The sequence below is a fragment of the Acidovorax sp. ACV01 genome (assembly GCF_014851495.1).
In the GTDB taxonomy this organism is placed as follows: domain Bacteria; phylum Pseudomonadota; class Gammaproteobacteria; order Burkholderiales; family Burkholderiaceae_C; genus Acidovorax; species Acidovorax radicis.
Genome location: NZ_JACUZT010000008.1, coordinates 20,359 through 40,457 on the forward strand (window position 1 = coordinate 20,359; position 20,099 = coordinate 40,457).

The window sequence follows — 20,099 nt, forward strand, 5'->3', positions numbered from 1 at the left end:
TCCGTGGGTTCGGTGGTCAGACGGGGTCGCCGTTCAGCCAGGTCTTCAGGATGTTGGCCACGGCAACAGGGTTCTCCTTGGCCAGCACCCGCGCATCTTCCAGGCGCAGCTGCTCCGGCGTGGCGGGAAGCACTTCGTTCTTCTTGGCGGGCGCAGGCAGCGCCGGACGCTCGGGCGTTTCGGATTCCACGGCATCCAGCTGGCCACCAGCCACCGGGATGGCGCGGGGTTTGGCGGCGGCGCCACCCTTGAGCGCAGGCCGCACCAGGCCCATCAGCACCAGGGCAGCGAACAGCACCGCACCCACCGGCCAGGCGAAGGTCTTGGCCAGGTCGATCACCTCGGGCTGCTTCCACAGCGGAACATCGGTGGTTGGCGTCACCGCAACCTGGAACGGGGTGTTCATGAGATTGACGGAGTCGCCACGATCCCGGTTGAAGCCAATGGTCTCGCGCACCAGCGCCGTCATCTGTTCCAGTTGCTCCGGCGTGAGCGCCTTCGTCACAGTCTTGCCCTTGTCTTCCGTGGACTGGTAGTTCACCACCACCGCCGCGCTGACCCGTTTGAGCGCCCCGCTGCCGCCGCGTGTCACGCGCACGGTCTTGTCCACCTCGTAATTGGTGATGGACTCGCGCTTGCTGCCCACGGCCTGGGTGCCCTGGGCCTGCTGGCCGGCGGCGGTGGGAGGCGGGTTGGCGCCGTTGATGGGCGCTGTAGAAGGTGCGGGGGGCTGGTTCGTGGTGGCGCCCGGCACCCCCGTGGGCAGCGGATTGCCCTGGGGGCCAGCGCTTTCCACGATCTGCTGGCTGCGGATGGCGCTGGCGTCAGTGGCGAGGTTGGGCCGGTGCTGCTCCGACGTGGATTCGGTCTGGGTGAAATCCACCTCGGCCGTCACCTGCGCCTTGACGTTGTTGCGGCCCACCACGGGCTCCAGAATGTCCAGGATCCGACGGGTGTACTGTTGTTCGATCTGCTGCACATACAGCAGTTGCTGCGCATCCACGCCGTTTCCGGATGCGGTATCGGGCGATTGGGAAAGCAGCTTGCCCGTGTCGTCCAGCACGCTCACGGCAGAAGGAGACAACTCCGGCACGCTGGACGCCACGAGGTGCACGATGCCCGCCAGCTGGGCTCGGTCGAGAATGCGGCCGGGATGCAGGCTCACCAGCACCGAAGCCGACGGCTTTTGCTGCTCCCGGAAGAAGCCATTCTGGTTGGGAAGCGCCAGATGCACGCGCGCGCCCTGCACAGAAGACAGCGCCTGGATGGAGCGGGTGAGTTCGCCTTCCAGGCCACGCTGGAAGTTCAGGCGCTCCTGAAACTGCGTCATCCCGAACTTGCTGGACTCCATCAGTTCGAAGCCCGCCACCGAACCCTTGGGCAGGCCCTGGGTGGCCAGGCGCAGGCGCACGTCGTGCACGCGGTCTGCGGGGATCAGGATGGCGCCACCCCCATCTGCGTGCTTGTAGGGCACGTTCATCTGCGACAACTGGGCGACGATGGCGCCGCCATCCTTGTCATTCAGGTTGGCAAACAGCACCCGGTAGTCAGGCTGACGCCCCAGGACAATGGCCGCAATGGCCACCGCCACCAACAGCGCCGCGCCCACACCCAGCCGCATGCGCTGTGCCCTGTCGAGGGCAGACAGCCGCTGCAGCCAGTTCGGGCTGGCAGGGGGAGTGAGAGGAATTTCAGCAACTGCAGACATCTTGCTTTCCAGTAGGGCGGCCCGGCAAGGACCAAAGCGTGGGGTCGATTATTCGGTCACGCCTCCAAAATGTTCGCTGGATAAGCCGCGCGTTTGGCCATCAATTCAGAGCGATGGATCCCGGCGCGATGGCTAGGATACGCAGCATACCGCCATTCCCACGGATACAGCCATGGACCTTCGCATCTCAAGCTCTACCGCCCCCCTCACGGGCGCTGGCGTGGCGCGCCGTGCTGCAGCGCCGCAAAACGACGCCAACGACGTGGGTTTCTCGGGCGCCCTCAAGGGCGCGCTGCAGTCGGTCAGCGCCGCGCAGAACAAGTCATCCAATCTGCAGACCGAGGTCCAGATGGAAAACCCCTCGGTCAGCCTGGAAGAGACCATGGTGGCGATCCAAAAAGCCCAGATCGGCTTTCAGGCAACGCTACATGTCCGCAACCGGATGGTGCAGGCCTACACCGACATCATGAACATGCAGGTTTAGGAGCAGGGGCGCTCCCCTGAGCGGCTGCGCCGCTTCCCCTCGCTCCGGGGTGATCCTTGCTTGGCATCCCTCGCCTGGGGCGCGCCGGTATCGAGCGGTGGGGGCCTGCATTTACTCCTGATTTCGTAGCTACTCGCGCTCTACAGATAAGCGCTATAGGGCTTTTTTCTCACAAAAAAGGCACTCCACGCTCTTGTCACAGGGGGCTGAACGGCGCATCGCTGGCCGTGGCACCGTTTTGCCAAGCCAGCGAAATGCACTCCCAATTTGATAGCTTATTGCGTTTGATAGACAAGCGGTAGCGCCCCATTTTGCCCATGAAAAAGCCGACCTCGCGGGGTCGGCTTTGTCCTGAGGCTCAGCGCCCGCCTCAGTGCATCATTTGCGGCTGCCCTTCAAACAGGTGTTCGAACTGCGCCAGCCAGGGCTCAGCCAGGCAGCGAATCTGGGCATCGTTGCGCAGGATGCGCTGCATGATCCGGGTCTTCTCACGTTTGTGCTCGGGCAGAAGTTCGTGCTCTTGCGACTTGAAGCGCAGTTGCTCGATCAGTACCGCGCAGGCACCTTCGTAGCGCACAACGCCGTCCCAGTCCTTGAGCTTGGCAGCCTCCAGCATCTTGGCGCTGCTGTCTTCAATCGCCTTGTAGTAGTCAATCAGCATGTGGGACATGGTTCAGGCCTCCACCAGCACGGGCTGGCCAGTGGCGGCAGGCGCATCGGCCGAAGCCGCGGTGCCGGTTTTCTTGATTTCGTTCCAGCCCTGCGCCACGGGCTCGATCAGGCGCATGACCTCGAGCATCATCGCGTCGTCGTTGCGGGCGTTGGCCAGGATCAGGCGGCGCATGCAGTAGTCGTAGAGCGCGCCCAGGTTTTCCGCCAGTTCACCCCCGTCGACCTTGTCGAGCGAAGTGCTCAGGCCTTCCTCCAGAATGCGGATGGCTTTGGAGATGCCATTGACCTTGCCCAGCACGTCTCCGCGTGCCATGGAGCCACGTGCCGTGGCAATGGAATTGAGGACGCCTTCATACAGCAGACTGACCAGCTGGTGCTGGTCCATCGTGTGCATGCTGGTTTCCACATTGATACGCTGGTAAGCGTTGGCTGCACGGGGGCTGTAGGCGCTGAACATGCTGACAATCCTTCCGAGGTATTACTTAAGTTATCGGCGTGCGCCAGAAAAACTGAAGCCCCTGATTAACCAGTCGACTTGTTCCAGGCGGTGACCTGCTGAGAGATGTACGCGTTCAGGCCGTTCAAGCTGCTCAGTTGCGTATCCAGTGCGTTATAGCGCTGCGTGATGCGTTTTTCAAAGGCCTCCACCTTTTCATTCACCCGCGTCTGGTCCTTGCCGTTGCGCTTGAGGCTCATCTGCAAGGTGTCGTCCTTCGATTTGAAGAAGCCGTCATTGGCGAGCAGTGTGGTGGTCAGCGCCTTGAGCTGCACCGCAATACCGTTGGCAGAGCCGCCGCCCGTGTTGCGGAACAGATTTTTGACGTCATCCGGGTTTTCGGAAAGCGCCTTGTTCAGCTTGGTACTGTCCACTGCCAGATCCCCGCCCAGCTGCTGTGTGATGCCCACGTCGGCCAGGCGCTGAAACGCCCCCCCCCCGGTGGTGACCGACTGGATCGCGTTGCGCAGAGAGTTTTGCAGCGCGACCGTCGTGGAGTCGCCTTGCAGCAAGCCGGCCGAATTGGTCTTGGCGTCGTATTTCGTCGCCTCTTGCAGCAACTGGTTGATGGCGTTGTAAGCCTTGACGAACCCATCAATGTTGGACTTGACCGCCGCGTCATCTTTGCCGACCGAGATCTCGATCGGAGCAGTGGTGACCTGCTCTGCCTTGAAGGTCACGCCTGAAATCGTGGATGCAAAGGTGTTGGTACCCGAAGACACCGCAATCCCGTTGACCGTCGCCTTGGCATTGGCTGCCACCTGCGTCACAGTGGTTCCCGCCACCAGGCGAGACAAGCCGGTGGCGTCGGTGTTGCCCGCACTTTGGGGGTCGGTATCTCCATCCTCCATGACGCTGAGGCGAAAACCCGACTCTTCCCCCGTGCTCTTGCTGCGCAGCAGCAAGCGCTCGCCCGAGGCATCCGTCAGCACGGAGGCGGTGACACCTGCATTCGCGCCGTTGATCTTGCTGGCTACGTCCGACAGCTTGTCGCTGGCACTGATGGTGATGTCCACGGGCTGGCCACTCCCTGGCGTGAAGGACGCGGGCGCCACACTCCATTTGCCCAGCTCCAGCCGCAAGGTGCCTGACCCCAGCGCGCCACCCACCGGCAAAAGTGCAGCAGAGGCCGTGGCTTGCGCCTTGGCCAGGCTTTGCACCTCCACACTGAAGGTGGTAGGCAAAGTACCGCCGACCGCAGTGGCCGATACATATTTGGAGTCGGACGAGGTGGTGGTGACACCGTTCCAGCCGGTCACGCTGGTGAGCTTGCTCGCGGCGTCCTGCAAGGTGGACACCAGCGACTTGATCTGCCCAAAGGCAGAAATCTTGGTATTGACCGTGGCCGCCTGCAGCTTGAGCGTGTCCAGGGGCTTTTTTTCCAGCGCGACTAACTGGGAGATGATGCTCTTGACATCAAGTCCGTTCGTGCCGACGCCTGGGGATGAAATGGTGGCCATACAAACCTCCTGAACTGGTCCAACGGAAATTATGGCGCCGAATGGCGATCAAGAACGTCCGTAAACACGCCAGGAAACCCGTCTTATTCCAGCGGTCCTGGCACCCGCCTTCCAGAAAGCCAAAGGGCGGCGACAGAAATCTGCCGCCGCCTGGGGTTCGCAAGGGCGCTGCAACGCCCTGGCTGCCATGCCCGCTGCTTAACGCAGCAGGGCCAACACGCCTTGGGGCAACTGGTTGGCCTGGGCCACCATGGCCGTGCCAGCCTGTTGCAGGATCTGCGAACGCGACAGGTTGGCTGTTTCCGCGGCGAAGTCGGCATCCAGGATGCGGCTGCGCGAAGAAGACAGGTTTTCAGAGGTCACTTGTAGGTTGCTGATCGACGTTTCGAAGCGCGATTGCAGGGCACCGAGCTTGGCACGTTCACCGTTGATGAAGGCCAGGGCTGAGTCCACGGTCTTCAGGGCGTTGGTGGCATTGCTGAACGTAGTCACATCCAGGTTGGCCACCGTTTGCAAGGCCGAGCCACCATTGTCCAACTGATTGCTGGTCGAAGTAATTGCGAAAGACTTTTCCGAGTCCAGCGTGATGTAACCACCGGTGTTCACGTTTTCCACCGTTGCTGCTGCAGAGCTCAGCGTCGTCGTACCGCCGTTGGCTGCACCAGCTGCGTCGTAGCCGGTGACCGTCACGTTGGCCGCATTGGCGTTGGTCGTATCGCCCACCACGATGTTGTTACCGGTGGCGTTGCTCAGGATGATCTGGGTGCCATCCGTGCTCAGCGAAGCATTGATACCGGTCTTGGCAGACTGGTCGTTGATGGCGGACACAGCAGCCGAGAGGCGGTCCGTGCCGGTGGCGGAGGTCAGCGTGAAGGACACGGTACGAGCCGCGCCAACGTTGTCACCTTCCAGCGTCAGCGAGTAGGAGCCAACAGCCGCCATACCACCCAGGCGCACTTCGGTGCGGGCCGTGGCCGTCACGCCGGTATCGGCCTTCAGGGCATTGATCTGGTCGGCCGTAGCCTTCGCGGTAGCGCTGACAGCCACGGTCAACGTCCCCGTACCCAGAGCGCCGCTGATGGCCACGGTACCCGTGGTCACACCGTTGGTGCCTGCGGTGGCTTGGGTGGCCGATGCGCCGATGCCCGAGCCGTTGGAGGCAACGTTCTGGTTGTTACCGTAGACGCTGGTGCGCAGATTGCCCGTGGCAGCCACGATGGTCTGGTTGGCATTGGCACCCACTTGGAACTGCTGCGTGCCGAAGCTGCCGTCCAGCAGCTTGGAACCGTTGAATTCCGTGGTTTGCGAGATACGGTCCAGTTCGGACACCAGCTGGCCCACTTCTTGTTGCAGGGCCTGGCGGTCGCCAGCGCTGTTGGAAGCGTTGGCCGATTGCACAGCCAGTTCACGCACACGTTGCAGGATGTCGCCAGACGCCTTCAAGGCGCCTTCAGCGGTTTGCGCCAGGGAGATGCCGTCATTCGCATTGCGAACAGCCTGGTTCAGGCCACGGATCTGGCTGGTGAAGCGCTCAGAGATGGCCAAGCCAGCGGCGTCGTCCTTGGCGCTGTTGATACGCAAGCCAGACGACAGGCGCTGGATCGACGTATTGAGAGAAGTCTGACTCATGCCCAGGTTGCGTTGGGCGGTGAGCGAGGCGATGTTGGTGTTGATGGTGGAAGCCATTGCAAATCTCCAGAAAAGAACTGACTGAATATGGCGTTACCGCCAGCCGGGGCGCCAGCACCGCGCTGGCCTCCTGGGTTCCCAGCGCTGCAGGCCATCTGGTGAACGGCGGGCCGCTTACGGACCGTTGCAATTGTTTTCGGGTCGCCGCCGGAAAACTTGAGGGGCAAACGCACAAGTTGTACGACTTTTTTGCCGCTTATCTCCTAAACGCCCAAAAGCAGCGTCTCCACAATTCATCCATCGTTCCCCCATTGACAGCCGGACGGGTGCGCTTGAACCGGCAAACAGATCCGTCTTGCGACGTTAAGGAGTTTCGCCATGGCAGCAACCATCAATACCAACATTAGCTCGCTGACCGCCCAGCGCAACCTGGGCACCAGCCAGGCTTCGCTGAACACGGCCATCCAGCGGCTTTCATCCGGCTTGCGCATCAACAGCGCCAAGGACGACGCCGCTGGCTTGGCCATCTCTGAGCGCTTCACCAGCCAGATCCGTGGCCTGAACCAAGCTGTTCGCAATGCGAACGACGGCATTTCGCTGGCACAGGTGGCGGAAGGCGCGATGGGGTCGGCCGGCAACATCCTGCAGCGGGTGCGTGAACTGGCGGTGCAATCGGCCAACGCTTCCAACAGCGCTGGCGACCGCCAGGCCCTGCAACAGGAAGTCGGCCAGTTGGTGGCAGAACTGGACCGCATTTCGCAAACCACCGAATTCAACGGCCAGAAATTGCTGGACGGCACCTTTGGTACGCAGCAGTTCCAGGTGGGCGCCAACGCCAACCAGACCATCGTGGCAGCCACAGCCAACTTGCGCACCAGTGTCTACGGCAACAACCAGAACGTCGCCTCCAACGGCTCGGGCATTGGCGCATCGGCCACGCAGGCCACCACGGGCACCAACGGGGTGACCACGGGCTCTGCCGCCATCAGCGGCTACCTGGGCACGGGCACCCTGACGGTAGCTGTGAGCGCCACGGCCAAGGCCACGGCCGACCAGATCAATGCGCTGCAGTCCACCACCGGTGTGACGGCCTCGGCCCGCACCGAAGTGCGCCTGGGCGGCATGGCCGCTGTCGGCTCCTACTCGCTGACGCTGGAAGGTGACAACGTCGGCGCGTCCCGCACGATCTCCTTCACGCTGACCTCCGCCACCGGCACAGACCGTCTGTCCCCTGCTGTATCGGCCATCAACGAGCAATCGGCCAAGACAGGGATCAACGCCTCGCTCAATTCGGACGGCACCCAGATCATCCTGACCAACGCCACCGGCAACAACATCGTGATCGGCGACACCGTGAACGCCAACGCGGCAGCGGTCACCGTCACCGGCTACGACGCCGCTGGCGCCAGCAACGGCACGGCCCGCACTCTGGCGGCGGATGCCAATGTGGAATTCGTCAACACGGGCGGCTACATCACGCTGGACTCGGAAAAGTCGTTTGCCGTGACCTCGGCCAGCAACCAGTTGGACAACGGCGGCTCGACCCTGCACACGGTGGCCAACCTGGACGTGACCACGTTCACCAATGCCACCGACGCCCTGAAGACCGTGGACTCGGCCCTGGCCTTCATCAGCGGCGAGCGCGCCAAGCTCGGTGCCATGCAGTCCCGCTTTGAGACCAGCATTGCCAGCCTGCAGATCACGTCCGAGAACCTCTCGGCATCACGCTCGCGCATTCAGGACGCAGACTTCGCGGCAGAAACGGCCAACCTGTCGCGCGCCCAGATCCTGCAGCAGGCAGGCACGGCGATGGTGGCCCAGGCCAACCAGATCCCCCAGGGAGTGCTGTCGCTGCTCAAGTAACAGCCAACGCGCCGAAGGAACAACGACAAAGGGGCCCAACGGGCCCCTTTGTACATGGCACACTGCCGCATCCCGCCCATTTGCTCGTAGATCGGTCGCAACGTGCAACCCAAACACCCCGAACAGGACGAGGCCCGCCTCCAAGCCGCGCTCACCGCCGCCGACTGGCCCCTGCTGACCCGCCTGTGCCGCCATGCGCTTCGAAAAAGCGGACGCAGCCTCGCTGCGCACCGCCTACTCGGGTTCTCACTGAACAAACAGCGCGAGTTCGGCGCTGCCCTCAAGGCCTATCAGCAGGCTGTCGTCCTGTGGCCCAACGATGCCGAACTGCTGATCAACTACGCCAACGTACTCATTGAGCAAGCCCGCAATATTGACGCGCTCCCCCTTCTGGAGAAAGTCTGCAAGCTGCGCCCCCGGCAAGCCATTGGCTGGATCAAGCTGGCCGAATGCTGCTACCTCCTGACCCTGCACGACAAGGGTTTTGACGCAAGCCAGACAGCCGCTGCACTGGCCGAAACCTTGCACGACCGCGTCGCTGCGCTCATGCAAAGCGCCATCCACCGGCGCGAGCTGGGCCAGGTGCGCGAGGCGGTCAAGGACTGCGAGACGGCCATCGCCCTGCGCTACAACGACCCTGGCAACTACACCAACAAGCTGTTGTTCATGCTGGCCGATCCCCAGGTGGACGCCGCGCAGCTGTCGGCGGCCGCACGGCAGTACGGCGCTGTGTTCGAGCCGCCGCTGCGCCCAGAGTGGCCCGATTTCCAGGAGCACCGGGGCTCGCCATGGCAACGCCTGAAGATCGGCTTCCTCTCCCCCGACTTCCGTGTGCACTCGGTGATGTACTTTGTGGAGGGTCTGCTGGCGCAACTGGACCGGCGGCAGTTTGAGGTTTTCGCCTTCTATCTGTTTCCACGGGACGATCACGTCACCGAGCGGGTCCAGCGCCACGCCGACCACTTTGTGCCCCTGGCCGGCTTCAGCCCCCAGCAGCAGGCCGAGGCCATTCGCGCCCAGGGCATCGACATCCTGATCGACCTGGCGGGCCACACTGGCAACAACGGGCTGTTGACCCTGGCCCACAAGGCGGCGCCGGTGCAGGTGTCCTGGCTGGGGTTCCCGGCCACCACCGGGCTCACGGCCGTGGACTACAAGTTCACCGACGAGATCACCGACCCGCCCGGCGCCGACGCGCAGTACACCGAGCAGCTCTACCGCCTGCCCACGCTGTTCGCCTGCTACCGCCCCATGAGCCGCAACCCGCTGTGGCGCTACCAGCCGCGCTACCAGGTGCGCCCGGCGCCCGCGCTCGCCAACGGCTTCATCACCTTTGGCTCGTGCAACAACCTGGGCAAGCTCACCGACGAGGTACTGGCACTGTGGGGCCAGGTACTGGCGGCCGTGCCAGGGTCGCGCCTGCTGATCGAAGGCAAGAACCTTGACCGCCCCGATTTTGCGCAGGCCTACCGCGACCGCTGCGAGCGCCTGGGCCTGCCTCCGGCACAAGTAGACCTGGTGGCTCAGCGCACCGACAACCAGTACCTGACCTACCACCGCATCGACATCGCGCTCGACCCCTTCCCGCTGACCGGCGGCACCACAACCTTCGACGTGTTGTGGATGGGCCTGCCCATCGTGTCGATGGTGGGCGAGAGCTTCAAAAGCCGCATGGGAGTGGGCCTGCTGGCCTACCTGGGCCGCACCGAGTGGCTGGCCGAGACGCCCGAAGACTATGTGCGCATCGCCAAAAGCCTGGCCGCAGACGTAGAGGCGCTGAACACACTGCGGCTGGGACTGCGCGGCGAGGTGGAGGCCTCGGCCCTCATGCGCGAGGACATCTTCAACCACCACTTTGCGGAAGGCCTCCGTGTGATGTGGCTACAGTGGCTGGCCAAGGCCGAGCACCCGAACAACGCCGAAGCCCAGGCACAGGCGATACAGGAGTGGCTGCCCCAGCTGCCTGAGGAATGGACCCATGCCCCCGTGCCCGGCGTGGGCTTGAAACCCGGCCAGCGGGTGAGCCTGCACGAGGCCCATCAGCGCCTGCAGGACCTGGTGGAAAAAGCCAAGGCCGCCACGCCTCCCGCGTCGGCGACCACCACCGAGCACCAGATCACCGACCGCCACTGGATCGCCGTGACCGAACTGGCCGAAACCGTGCTCAGCGCCGTGCCCCATGACCCCTTGGCCCTGGCCTGCCTGGCAGAGGTGGAGCATGCCCACGGCCACACCGAATTTGCCGTGACCTACCTGCAACATGCCACGCAGGCGATGGGCATGGGCTCCGCTTCCGCCGCCTGACGCCCGGGGCGCCCGGCAGCAGGGGCTGCCCGCCCCGACGGTTACTATGAATTTAATAGCTACTAGCGCTTACCCATCAAGCGCTGGAGCCTATTTTTATTCAAATTTCCGCCTTTGAGACTACCGATCACTCCTTGCGGCGCAGAAACCCGTGCGGCGCCACCGTGACCTGCAGGCGCTGCTCCATCTCGGCATCCACTTCGAACTCGGCGTGCCCGGCCAGCCACTGGTGCACCGCCGTCTTGGGGTTGTTGCCCACGTCCCAGGGTCGGTCGGCAAAGAACTTGGGCGGCATGTCTTCCACAAAGGTATCGAACACCACACAGTAGCTGCCGGGAGTGACCAGCGGCGCATAGGCATCGAGTTCGCCCAGCACATGGTCGTGCGTGTGCATGGAGTCCAGGCACACCAGCACGCGCTGGTAGCCCTTCGCAAAGTCGCGCACCTGCTGCACCACGCCGGGCGCCACGGCCGAGCCCTGGATCATGGCGATGCGGCTGGCCATGGGGTGGGCTTCGATGGCGGCGCGGTTGTGCGCGCGGATGTCGATGTCCACGCCCAGCACCTTGCGGCGCGAGGCGCGCGGGTCCATCGTGGTGCCCGCCTCGATGGCGTCGCTCATGTCCAGCAGCGCCAGCAGCGAGGCGCTGAGCACCAGTGAGCCACCGTGCGCGATGCCGGTCTCGATGATGAGGTCCGGCCGCACGCGCCACACCAGCTCCTGCATCGCCACCATGTCCTGCGGGTACTGGATGATGGGCCGGCCCATCCAGTCGAAGTTGTAGACGTACTGCCGCTGCATCGAGGCCTGCAGCCAGTCGCGCGACAGGGTCTGGAACGCGGTGTCCTGGGCATAGCCCGCAAGGCGGTCGCGGCGTTCCTGGGCAAATTGGTCAACGGGGTTCATGGCGGGGTTACTCCAACAGGGTCGGTCACAACGGAAGCGTCGTTCAGCAAAAGGTCATCGGCCAGCACGGCGCGGGGTGCCACACCCCATTCACCCTGCAGGCGCTGCACATTGATGGGGGGAAATGCCTGCAGCGGTGCCTGCGCGGCCACCTCCACGGTGCAGCCGGTGCGCGCCTGCAACCAGGCCAGCCACTGGGCGTGCAGGGTCTGTCGGCCGCTGGCCACGTTGTAGGTGGCAGCGCGGCCCGCAAGCGCAATGCGCGGCAGCCAGTCCAGCAGGTCGTCCACATGCACATAGTCCTTGGCGGACTGCGGATCGGAGCGCAGCACGATGCGGCCCGCCCGGGCCTGGCCCACCAGGTCGGCCACCAGGTTGCCGGAGGCCGCGTCCATGCCCGGCCCGACCACGTTGGACAGGCGCGCCACGCGCACCCCGGGGCGCCCGCAGGCATGGCACAGCGATTCGCCGGTGAGCTTGGTGAGGTTGTACAGGTACGAAGGGTCGCCCGGCAGCACGGCCAGGGGCGCATCTTCGTGGGTATCAGCCGCCCCCATGTAGACGCGGGTGGAAGACAGGTACAGCAACGAATCGAACTGCGCGCGCCGCAGCACCTCGGCCAGCAGGCCCACATGGGCGTCCACAGTGTCGAACGGGCGCGTGCGGAAATCGGCGGTGAGCCCCACGCAATAGATCACATGGCCCAGCGGGCGGGTGAACACCTCGGTATCGCCACGCGTTGGCGCCGACACGGTGTGGCCCTGGGCCTGCAGATGCGCCACCAGGCGGCTGCCGATGTAGCCCGTGGCTCCCAGCACGGTAAACGTCGCAAGGGGCAGGCCCGTCACCGGCGCTCCCCCACGGCCGCCAGCGGCTGGCCCGCATACACGGTGTACGCCAGCAGCTCACCGCGCACGATGGAGCCCGCGCCCACCACGCAGCCGCGCCGCAGCACGGCGCCGTCGAGCAGCACGCAGTTGGCGCCGATCCATACGTCGTCCTCGATCACGATGCCGCCCTTGCTGGGCAGAAAACCCTGCTCGCGGATCAAGCGGCTGCGGTCGGCATAGGCATGGTTGACCGGCGCAAAGGTGCAATTGGCGGCAATCGCCACGTAATTGCCGATGTGGATGCCGTTGCCGGTGTAGAGCACGCAGCCCGCGTTGATGACCACATGTTCGCCCACCACCAGGTCGCCACTGCCGCCCGCAGGCTTGACCTTGACGAAGCTGTCGATCACCGAATGCGCGCCCACCACGATGCGCGTGCCGCGCACCGAGTCTTCGATGTCGGCCAGGTGTGAGAGCTTCGCGGTGGGGTGCAGCTCGATCACCTAGAACACCTCCAGGCGCGGCACGGCCACCACCATCTGCGCGCCCCAGCTGCGCGTGTAGTCCAGCTGCTCGGCCACCTCGCTGCGCAGGTTCCAGGGCAGGATCAGGATGCGCTGCGGCTTGCGGGCGCGCAGGTGCGCCTCGCTCACCACCGGGATGTGGCTGCCGGGCAGGTACTGGCCCTGCTTGGCGGGGTTCTTGTCCACGGCATAAGGCAGCAGATCGGGCCGCACCCCCGCAAAGTTGAGCAGGGTGTTGCCCTTGGCGGCCGCGCCGTATGCGCCCACGGTGATGCCGTCGGCCTGGCACTGCAGCAAGAATGTGAGCAGCTCTCGCTTGACCCGTATGGCCTGGGCCTGGAAATCGCTGTAAAAACCGGCACCCAGGATGCCCGCCGCTGCCTCGTTGGCCAGCAGTTGCTGCACGCGGGTGGTGCCTTCAGCCGTTACCTGGGGGTGGCCCACGGTATCGGCGCGGGCGGCAAACACCCGCAGGCTGCCGCCGTGGGTGGGCAGCTCCTGCACATCGATCACCACCAGGCCGTTGGCCGCAAAAATGCGCTGCACCGCCGTGAGCGACAGATAGGAGTAGTGCTCGTGGTACGCCGTGTCGAACTGGCACCCCTGCACCATGCGCAGCAGGTGCGGAAACTCGAAGGTGGCCACGCCATGGGGCTTGAGCAGCCGCGTGAAGCCGCCCACAAAATCGTTGATGTCGGGCACATGGGCCAGCACGTTGTTGGCGGCGATCAGGTCGGCCTGGCGGCCTGCGGCGGCCAGCTCGTCGGCCAGCGCCACGCCAAAGAACCGATCCACCACCGCAATGCCCTTGGCGCGGGCCGCTGCCGCCGTGCTGGCCGTGGGCTCCACGCCGTAGCAAGGAATGCCAGCCGCCTGCACATACTGCAGCAAGTAGCCGTCGTTCGATGCGACCTCGACCACGCGGCTTGCGGCGGTGAGCGCCAGGCGTTCGCGCATTGCCTCCACGTACGCATTGGCGTGGGCCAGCCAGGACGATGAGAACGAGCTGAAGTACGCGTAGTCGTCAGTGAACAGCGCCTCGCGCCCGGCGTGGTCTTCGGTCTGTACCAGCCAGCAGGTCTCGCACACCAACAGGCGCAGGGGGAACCAGGTCTCGGGCGCGCGCAGGGCGGCCGCGCTCAGGTAGGCGTTGGACGGGGGCGCGCTGCCCAGGTCCAGGAACGGCAGTTGCAGCGGGCTGCCGCAGTGTCGGCACTTCACAGGCGCACTCCTTCGAATTCTTCGGTCATCCAGGGCTGGCCTGCGTCACGGGGCGACATTTGCCCCACCGGCAGCGGCCAGGCAATGGCCAGGCGCGGGTCGAGCGGGTGCAGCCCCGCCTCGGCGGCGGGCGCGTAGGCCGCAGAGTGGCAATACAGCAGCTCGGCATGGTCGCTCAGCGCCTGGAAGCCGTGGGCAAAACCGGGCGGGATCAGGAGCGCGTTGCCGTTGTCTGCGGACAAATGCTCGGCATGCCACTGCAAAAAGGTGGGCGAGCCCTGGCGCAGGTCCACGGCCACATCCCAGACCTCACCGCGCAGGCAGCTCACGAGCTTCATCTCGGCGTGTGGCGGCTTTTGGTAGTGCATGCCACGCACGGCGCCTTTGAGCGCCGTGTAGCTCTGGTTGATCTGGGCGATGGGCGCCGTCCAGCCGGCACCGGCCAGCTCCTCGCCGCAGAACATGCGGGAAAAAAAACCGCGTTCGTCCACCAGGGGCTGGCGTTGCACGCGGAACAGCCCCGCCAGAGGCAGCGGCGCCACGGCCAGTCGGCTCATGGGCGCGCCTCCCAGGCGTCGATGTCGGCCAGGCACAGCGCACGGGCATCGGCGCCACCGTGTTGCTGGCGGTACCAGTTCATGGTGCGCGCCACGGCCGTGTTCAGCGCCCAGTGCGGGGCCACGCCAAGCACCTGGCGGGCCTGCGCGGTCTCCAGCGCCAGCCAGCCAGCCTCGTGCGGCCCATCACTCTCTTTTTCATAGCTGGTTGCGCTGGATGGATAAGCGCTAGAGGCCAATTCAATGACATTTTTGACCGTGGCTGCCTCGTGCGGCAGAGGACCAAAGTTGTAGGCACCGGCCAGCGCGGGCGATTCCCACAGGCACTGGGCCAGACGCAGGTAGGCGGCCAGCGGCTCCAGCACATGCTGCCAGGGGCGCGTGGCCTGGGGGCGGCGGATGTGCAAGGTTGCACCCTTTTCCCAGGCGCGCACGGCGTCTGGCAGCAGGCGGTCCTGCGCCCAGTCGCCGCCGCCAATCACGTTGCCCGCTCGCGCGGTGGCCACGGCAATGCCCTGGGCGGCCAGGAAAGAATCGCGGTAGCTGGCGGTGACCAGCTCGGTGGCGGCCTTGCTGGCGCTATAGGGGTCGTGCCCGCCCAGCGGGTCGTCTTCGCGGTAGGGGTACGCCCATTCGCGGTTGCGGTAGACCTTGTCGGTGGTGACCACCACGGCCACGCGCACGCCAGCCAGGCCGCGCAGGGCATCGAGCAGATGTGCCGTGCCCATGACGTTGGTGGAAAAGGTGTCGAGCGGCGCCGCGTAGCCGGGCCGCACCAGCGCCTGCGCGGCCAGGTGCAGCACCACCTCGGGCCGGGCGGCGCGCACACGCATGGCCAGGGCCTGGGGGCTGCGGATGTCGCAAAAATGGCTCTCCATGCCCGGGCCGCCCTGCCCCAGCTGAGCCAGGGTGAACAGGTTGGGGTCTGTGGCAGGGGGCAGCGCCACGCCGGTCACCTGCGCGCCCAGGCGCTGCAGCCACAGGGCCAGCCAGGCACCTTTGAAGCCGGTGTGGCCAGTGAGCAACACGCGCTTGCCGCGCCAGAAGTCGGGATCAGGGCGCATCGTGGTTTACCAGCACTTCCAGGGCGCGCGGCCCGATTGCCACAGGTCTTCGAGAAGGTTCTTCTCGCGCAGCGTGTCCATCGGCTGCCAAAAGCCCGTGTGTTCAAAGGCGCGAAGCTGGCCGCTGGTGGCCAGGCGGGCCATGGGCTCCAGCTCCCAGCTGGTGGCGTCGCCTTCGATGTGGTCGATCACCTCGGGCTGCAGCACAAAAAAGCCGCCGTTGATCCAGCCGCCGTCGCCACGCGGTTTTTCCTCGAACCCGGCCACGGTGTCGCCATCGCGCACCAGGGCGCCATAGCGGCCCGGAGGCTGCACGGCCGTCACCGTGGCCTGGCGGCCATGGGCGCGGTGGAAGGCAAACTGGGCCGTCATGTCGAGGTCGGCAACACCATCGCCATAGGTAAAGCAGAAGGGCTCGCCCGCAGGCAGATATTCCTGCACCCGTCGCAAACGCCCGCCGGTCATGGTGCTTTCGCCGGTGTCCACCAGCGTCACGCGCCAGGGCTCGGCGTGGCGGTGGTGCACTTCCATGCGGTTGTTGGCCATGTCGAAGGTCACGTCCGACATGTGCAGGAAGTAATTGGCGAAATACTCCTTGATCACGTAGCCCCGGTAACCCAGGCAGATGATGAAGTCGTTGACGCCATGGGCAGCGTACATCTTCATGATGTGCCAAAGGATGGGCCGCCCACCGATCTCGATCATGGGCTTGGGACGCAGGTGCGACTCTTCCGAGATGCGGGTTCCCAGCCCCCCCGCGAGCAGTACGGCTTTCATGCCCGCAGCATAGTCCAGCCCCTGCGCCACCAAAAGGCCCTGTCACTGCGGAAATACGGGCCAAATGCAGCGATTGACACTGCGCACAGGTGTGAGCGGGTGCCAAGCAATCCCATAAAGCTACCAAATTTATAGCAACAAGTTATTGACCATCAAGCGCCAGCGGCATTTTTATAGGGAATCCTCTGACACTGGCCATATTCAGCGCCACCATCCCAACCTTTGCGCAAAACGCGGGGGGTTGGCGAGGCCAGGTCACACCGACCCGGCCAAGGAAGGTCGAAGCACGGCCGAAGGAAACGCAGGTGTGGCGATGGCGCCATTTGCCAGAGAAGCCCTGTGTTGATGGCACTCTTGAGCGCATTCCAGGCTCTTCAATCCGATACATTTGCAGTAACCTTCGGTAAGCCGCGTTGCCAGCGGCCCTGCCCGCCCTCCTGTTTTGCCTCGGCTGCCGCCCAACACGTCTAAAGCATGTTCGTCATCATCGGTTACGTTGTCTGCCTAGGCTGCATCTTCGGCGTGTACATCGTGCACGGCGGGAACATCAGCGTGATCCTGAAGGCCCTGCCCTTCGAGATCGTCACCATCCTGGGCGGCGCGCTGGGCGCCTTCGTGGTGAACAACCAACCCAAGGTGATCAAGGCCACCCTGGCCGCCATCCCGATGGCGCTCAAGGGCTCCAAATACACCAAGGCCCGCTACATGGAGCTCATGGCCATGCTCTATGACATCCTGCAAAAGGCCCGCAAGGAAGGGCTGATGGCGATCGAAAAGGATGTGGAAGCGCCCCACGAGTCCGAGATATTCAAGAAATACCCCACCGTGGGCAGCGACCACCATGTGATCGAGTTCACCACCGACTACCTGCGCATGATGGTCTCGGGCAACCTCAACTCCCACGAGATCGAAGCGCTGATGGACAGCGAGATCGACACCCACCACCAGGAGGCCCACGCCCCCGTGGCCGCGCTGGCGCGCCTGGCTGGCGCCCTGCCCGCCTTCGGTATCGTGGCTGCCGTGCTGGGCGTGGTGAACACCATGGGCTCGGTGGGCCAGCCGCCCTCGGTGCTGGGCGGCATGATCGGCTCGGCGCTGGTGGGCACGTTCCTCGGGATTTTGCTGGCCTACGGTGTGGTCGAACCCCTGGGCGGCCTGGTCGAGCAAAAGACCGAGGACGCCGCCAAGGAGCTGCTGTGCATCAAGTCCACCCTGCTGGCCAGCATGCAGGGCTACAACCCCGCCACGGCCATCGAATTTGGCCGCAAGGTGCTTTTCTCCAGCGTCCGCCCCAGCTTCTCCGAGCTGGAGGGGCATGTGAAGGGCAAGAAGTAGCGACGGCAGCGCCGCGAAGTCCACAACGCCATGGCAGAAAAAAAACTCCAGCCCATCATCGTCAAGCGCATCAAGAAGGGCGGCCATGCGGTGCATGGTGGCGCCTGGAAGATTGCGTATGCCGACTTCGTGACGGCGATGATGGCGTTCTTCCTGCTGATGTGGCTGCTGGGCTCCACGGCCAAGGGCGAGCTGCAGGGGATTGCCGCGTATTTTGCGTCGCCGCTCAAGGTGGCGATGACGGGCGGCGATGGCGCGGGCAACAGCTCCAGCGTGATTCCGGGCGGGGGCAACGATCTCTCGAAGGTGCATGGACAAGTGCGGCGTTCCGACGTGGAGGCGGCCAAGCAGCGCCGCATGAGCATCGACGCCGCCAAGGCCGAGCAGGCCAAGCAGGACCTGGACCGCATCAAGGCCCTGGAGGCCAAGATCGACGCACTCATCACCGAAAACCCGCGCCTGAACGAATACAAGTCGCAGATCCGCATCGATATCACGCCCGACGGCCTGCAGATCCAGATCATCGACGACCAGAACCGCCCCATGTTCGACAGTGGCAGCGCGTTGGTGAAACCCTACATGCGCGACATCCTGCGCGAGATCGGCGCTGCCCTCGGCGGGGTGGAAAACCGCATCAGCCTGGCAGGGCATACCGATGCCGTGCCCTACGGCAACAGCGACCGGGGCTACAGCAACTGGGAGCTGTCGGCCGACCGCGCCAATGCCTCGCGCCGCGAGCTTGTCTCGGCCGGCATGCCAGACGCTAAACTGGGACGTGTGGTGGGCCTGGCGGCCAGTGATCTGCTGGAGCCAAAAACCCCACGTGCACCCGCCAACCGGCGCATCACCATCACGGTGCTGACCCGGGAGGCCGAAGAACGACTCATGGGCAAGGGGATTCCTGAAATCACATCGACAGAACTGTTGAATGAAAAGCGGGAAAATCCCCCCCCTGTCAGGTAAAAGTTACGACTTGTCACCAAACCTGCCACCCATGACAATACTTACAGCCATTTCCGACCGAAAGGGTCCCACGTGACCACAGCCCTTCGTTTTTTGATCGTTGACGACTTCTCCACCATGCGGCGCATCGTGCGCAATCTGCTCAAGGAAAGCGGCTTTGCCGATGCCGACGAGGCCGAAGATGGCGTGGCCGCCTTGAACAAGCTGCGCAACAGCAAGTTCGACTTCGTGGTGACCGACATCAACATGCCCAACATGAACGGTTTTCAGTTGCTGGCGGAAATCAAGAAGGACGACAAGCTCAAGCACTTGCCCGTCCTCATGGTCACAGCCGAAGCCCGCAAGGAAGACATCGTGGCGGCCGCCCAGGGCGGTGCCGCGGGCTACATCGTCAAACCCTTCACCAAGGCCACGCTCGAAGAGAAAGTGACCTTGATCCTGAAAAAGATGGGGCTATGACACCATGGACGACACACCGGACAACAGCCAGCCGCCTGCCGATGTACACCACAAAATTGGCCAGCTGACCCGCCAGCTGCACGACTCGCTCAACGAACTGGGCTATGCCGACAAGCTGCGCGGCTCGATGGGCGAGCTGCCCGACGCGCAAAGCCGCCTGTCCTACATCGCCCGCCTGACCGGTGAAGCGGCCGAAAAGGTGCTCAACCGCGTCGAGCAGGCGAAGGCCCAGCACGACTACATCGCGGCGGAAACGCGCCGGGTCGTCAACTCACTGGTGGCCGACCCGGTGGCGGCCGTGGCCAAGGGCGAGATCTTCAACTTCCTCACCGACGTGGAGCGCGTGACCAAGGAAGCCGACACGCACCTCACCGAAATCATGATGGCGCAGGATTTTCACGACCTCACGGGGCAGGTGATCGCCCGCGTGGTGAACCTGGCCGCCACCATCGAAGACCAGCTGGTGCAGTTGCTGATCCAGACCGCCCCCGCCAATGCGCAGGTGGCCGCCGTGGTCGAGCCAGCCCGCACCGCGCACCTGCAGGGGCCCGTGGTGGACCCCGAGCACACCCCCGACGTGGTGACTGACCAGTCCCAGGTGGACGATCTGCTCGCCAGCCTCGGGTTCTGACAGCCCGCCGGGGGCTTCATCCCCGGTTTATTGATCAAAATGATCTCTGGCGCTTACCCATCAAGCGCTAGAAGCTATCAATTTTGACAACTTCCTCCTGCATTGGGCTGTTGCCAGCGAGTGACCGTATGCGCCTGAAGCCGCTTCACGCCGCATCGAAAAGGGGGGGCTGCCACCTCTTTATCGGGCTTTAGATTTCCGGGTCGCTCACGACA

General features: G+C 64.3%; 19 protein-coding genes. 7 read left to right on the forward strand and 12 right to left on the reverse strand.

From position 1 onward, the window contains the following. Nucleotides 1-16 precede the first annotated feature (16 nt). Entirely contained in the window at nucleotides 17-1,708 is a 1,692-nt protein-coding gene (gene fliF / locus IB243_RS20920) for a flagellar basal-body MS-ring/collar protein FliF (protein ID WP_057229743.1), read from the reverse strand. A 172-nt stretch (nucleotides 1,709-1,880) separates the two neighbouring features. Between fliF and fliE the strand changes: the two genes are divergently transcribed. Continuing rightward, complete coding sequence (gene fliE / locus IB243_RS20925; RefSeq protein WP_010466044.1) at nucleotides 1,881-2,192, forward strand: flagellar hook-basal body complex protein FliE; 312 nt, start codon at nucleotides 1,881-1,883, stop codon at nucleotides 2,190-2,192. Nucleotides 2,193-2,562: 370 nt separating this feature from the next. Here fliE and IB243_RS20930 read toward each other — a convergent pair whose 3' ends face one another. The 4 genes from IB243_RS20930 to IB243_RS20945 form a co-directional block, all read right to left on the reverse strand. Continuing rightward, nucleotides 2,563-2,862, reverse strand: a complete 300-nt coding sequence (locus IB243_RS20930) for a flagellar protein FliT (RefSeq protein ID WP_010466046.1) — start codon at nucleotides 2,860-2,862, stop codon at nucleotides 2,563-2,565. 3 nt (nucleotides 2,863-2,865) lie between these two features. Next, nucleotides 2,866-3,321 carry a flagellar export chaperone FliS gene (fliS, locus tag IB243_RS20935; protein WP_192429122.1) on the reverse strand — a complete coding sequence of 152 codons (456 nt, stop codon included), beginning with the start codon at nucleotides 3,319-3,321 and terminating at the stop codon, nucleotides 2,866-2,868. 65 nt (nucleotides 3,322-3,386) lie between these two features. Then, nucleotides 3,387-4,820, reverse strand: coding sequence for a flagellar filament capping protein FliD (gene fliD / locus IB243_RS20940; protein WP_192429124.1), 1,434 nt, complete (start codon nucleotides 4,818-4,820; stop codon nucleotides 3,387-3,389). 198 nt (nucleotides 4,821-5,018) lie between these two features. Next, on the reverse strand, nucleotides 5,019-6,506 hold the full coding sequence (locus IB243_RS20945; protein WP_010466051.1) for a flagellin: 1,488 nt from the start codon (nucleotides 6,504-6,506) through the stop codon (nucleotides 5,019-5,021). Nucleotides 6,507-6,827: 321 nt separating this feature from the next. Here IB243_RS20945 and IB243_RS20950 point away from each other — a divergent pair, with 321 nt between their 5' ends. Further along, on the forward strand, nucleotides 6,828-8,312 hold the full coding sequence (locus IB243_RS20950) for a flagellin (protein ID WP_192429126.1): 1,485 nt from the start codon (nucleotides 6,828-6,830) through the stop codon (nucleotides 8,310-8,312). 102 nt (nucleotides 8,313-8,414) lie between these two features. Beyond that, entirely contained in the window at nucleotides 8,415-10,616 is a 2,202-nt protein-coding gene (locus tag IB243_RS20955) for an acetylglucosamine transferase (RefSeq protein ID WP_192429128.1), read from the forward strand. A gap of 127 nt (nucleotides 10,617-10,743) precedes the next feature. Here IB243_RS20955 and IB243_RS20960 read toward each other — a convergent pair whose 3' ends face one another. From IB243_RS20960 to rfbF, 7 genes are read right to left on the reverse strand one after another with little or no spacing between them, the layout of a single operon-like run. Beyond that, entirely contained in the window at nucleotides 10,744-11,523 is a 780-nt protein-coding gene (locus IB243_RS20960; RefSeq protein WP_192429130.1) for a cephalosporin hydroxylase family protein, read from the reverse strand. Next, nucleotides 11,520-12,371 carry an NAD-dependent epimerase/dehydratase family protein gene (locus IB243_RS20965; protein ID WP_192429132.1) on the reverse strand — a complete coding sequence of 284 codons (852 nt, stop codon included), beginning with the start codon at nucleotides 12,369-12,371 and terminating at the stop codon, nucleotides 11,520-11,522. The genes IB243_RS20960 and IB243_RS20965 overlap by 4 nt, the downstream gene beginning before the upstream one ends. Beyond that, nucleotides 12,368-12,856: an acyltransferase gene (locus tag IB243_RS20970; protein WP_192429134.1), complete on the reverse strand. Its 489-nt coding sequence runs from the start codon at nucleotides 12,854-12,856 to the stop codon at nucleotides 12,368-12,370. The genes IB243_RS20965 and IB243_RS20970 overlap by 4 nt, the downstream gene beginning before the upstream one ends. Beyond that, nucleotides 12,857-14,098 carry a class I SAM-dependent methyltransferase gene (locus IB243_RS20975; protein ID WP_192429136.1) on the reverse strand — a complete coding sequence of 414 codons (1,242 nt, stop codon included), beginning with the start codon at nucleotides 14,096-14,098 and terminating at the stop codon, nucleotides 12,857-12,859. Further along, nucleotides 14,095-14,655 (reverse strand): dTDP-4-dehydrorhamnose 3,5-epimerase family protein, encoded by a 561-nt coding sequence (locus IB243_RS20980; RefSeq protein ID WP_192429138.1) that lies wholly within the window; start codon nucleotides 14,653-14,655, stop codon nucleotides 14,095-14,097. Before IB243_RS20980 ends, IB243_RS20975 begins: the two co-directional genes overlap by 4 nt. Further along, on the reverse strand, nucleotides 14,652-15,719 hold the full coding sequence (gene rfbG, locus IB243_RS20985) for a CDP-glucose 4,6-dehydratase (RefSeq protein WP_192429140.1): 1,068 nt from the start codon (nucleotides 15,717-15,719) through the stop codon (nucleotides 14,652-14,654). Before rfbG ends, IB243_RS20980 begins: the two co-directional genes overlap by 4 nt. A 6-nt stretch (nucleotides 15,720-15,725) precedes the next feature. Continuing rightward, a complete protein-coding gene (gene rfbF, locus IB243_RS20990; protein ID WP_010466070.1) occupies nucleotides 15,726-16,496 on the reverse strand; it encodes a glucose-1-phosphate cytidylyltransferase in 771 nt (256 codons plus the stop codon). A gap of 474 nt (nucleotides 16,497-16,970) precedes the next feature. Here rfbF and motA point away from each other — a divergent pair, with 474 nt between their 5' ends. The 4 genes from motA (at nucleotide 16,971) to IB243_RS21010 (ending at nucleotide 19,884) form a co-directional block, all read left to right on the forward strand. Further along, a complete protein-coding gene (motA, locus tag IB243_RS20995; protein ID WP_010466072.1) occupies nucleotides 16,971-17,831 on the forward strand; it encodes a flagellar motor stator protein MotA in 861 nt (286 codons plus the stop codon). Nucleotides 17,832-17,861: 30 nt separating this feature from the next. After that, complete coding sequence (gene motB / locus IB243_RS21000; RefSeq protein ID WP_010466074.1) at nucleotides 17,862-18,794, forward strand: flagellar motor protein MotB; 933 nt, start codon at nucleotides 17,862-17,864, stop codon at nucleotides 18,792-18,794. A 72-nt stretch (nucleotides 18,795-18,866) separates the two neighbouring features. Further along, nucleotides 18,867-19,253 carry a chemotaxis response regulator CheY gene (gene cheY, locus IB243_RS21005; protein ID WP_010466076.1) on the forward strand — a complete coding sequence of 129 codons (387 nt, stop codon included), beginning with the start codon at nucleotides 18,867-18,869 and terminating at the stop codon, nucleotides 19,251-19,253. A 4-nt stretch (nucleotides 19,254-19,257) separates the two neighbouring features. Further along, nucleotides 19,258-19,884, forward strand: coding sequence for a protein phosphatase CheZ (locus IB243_RS21010; protein ID WP_010466078.1), 627 nt, complete (start codon nucleotides 19,258-19,260; stop codon nucleotides 19,882-19,884). The last annotated feature ends 215 nt before the right edge of the window (nucleotides 19,885-20,099 follow it).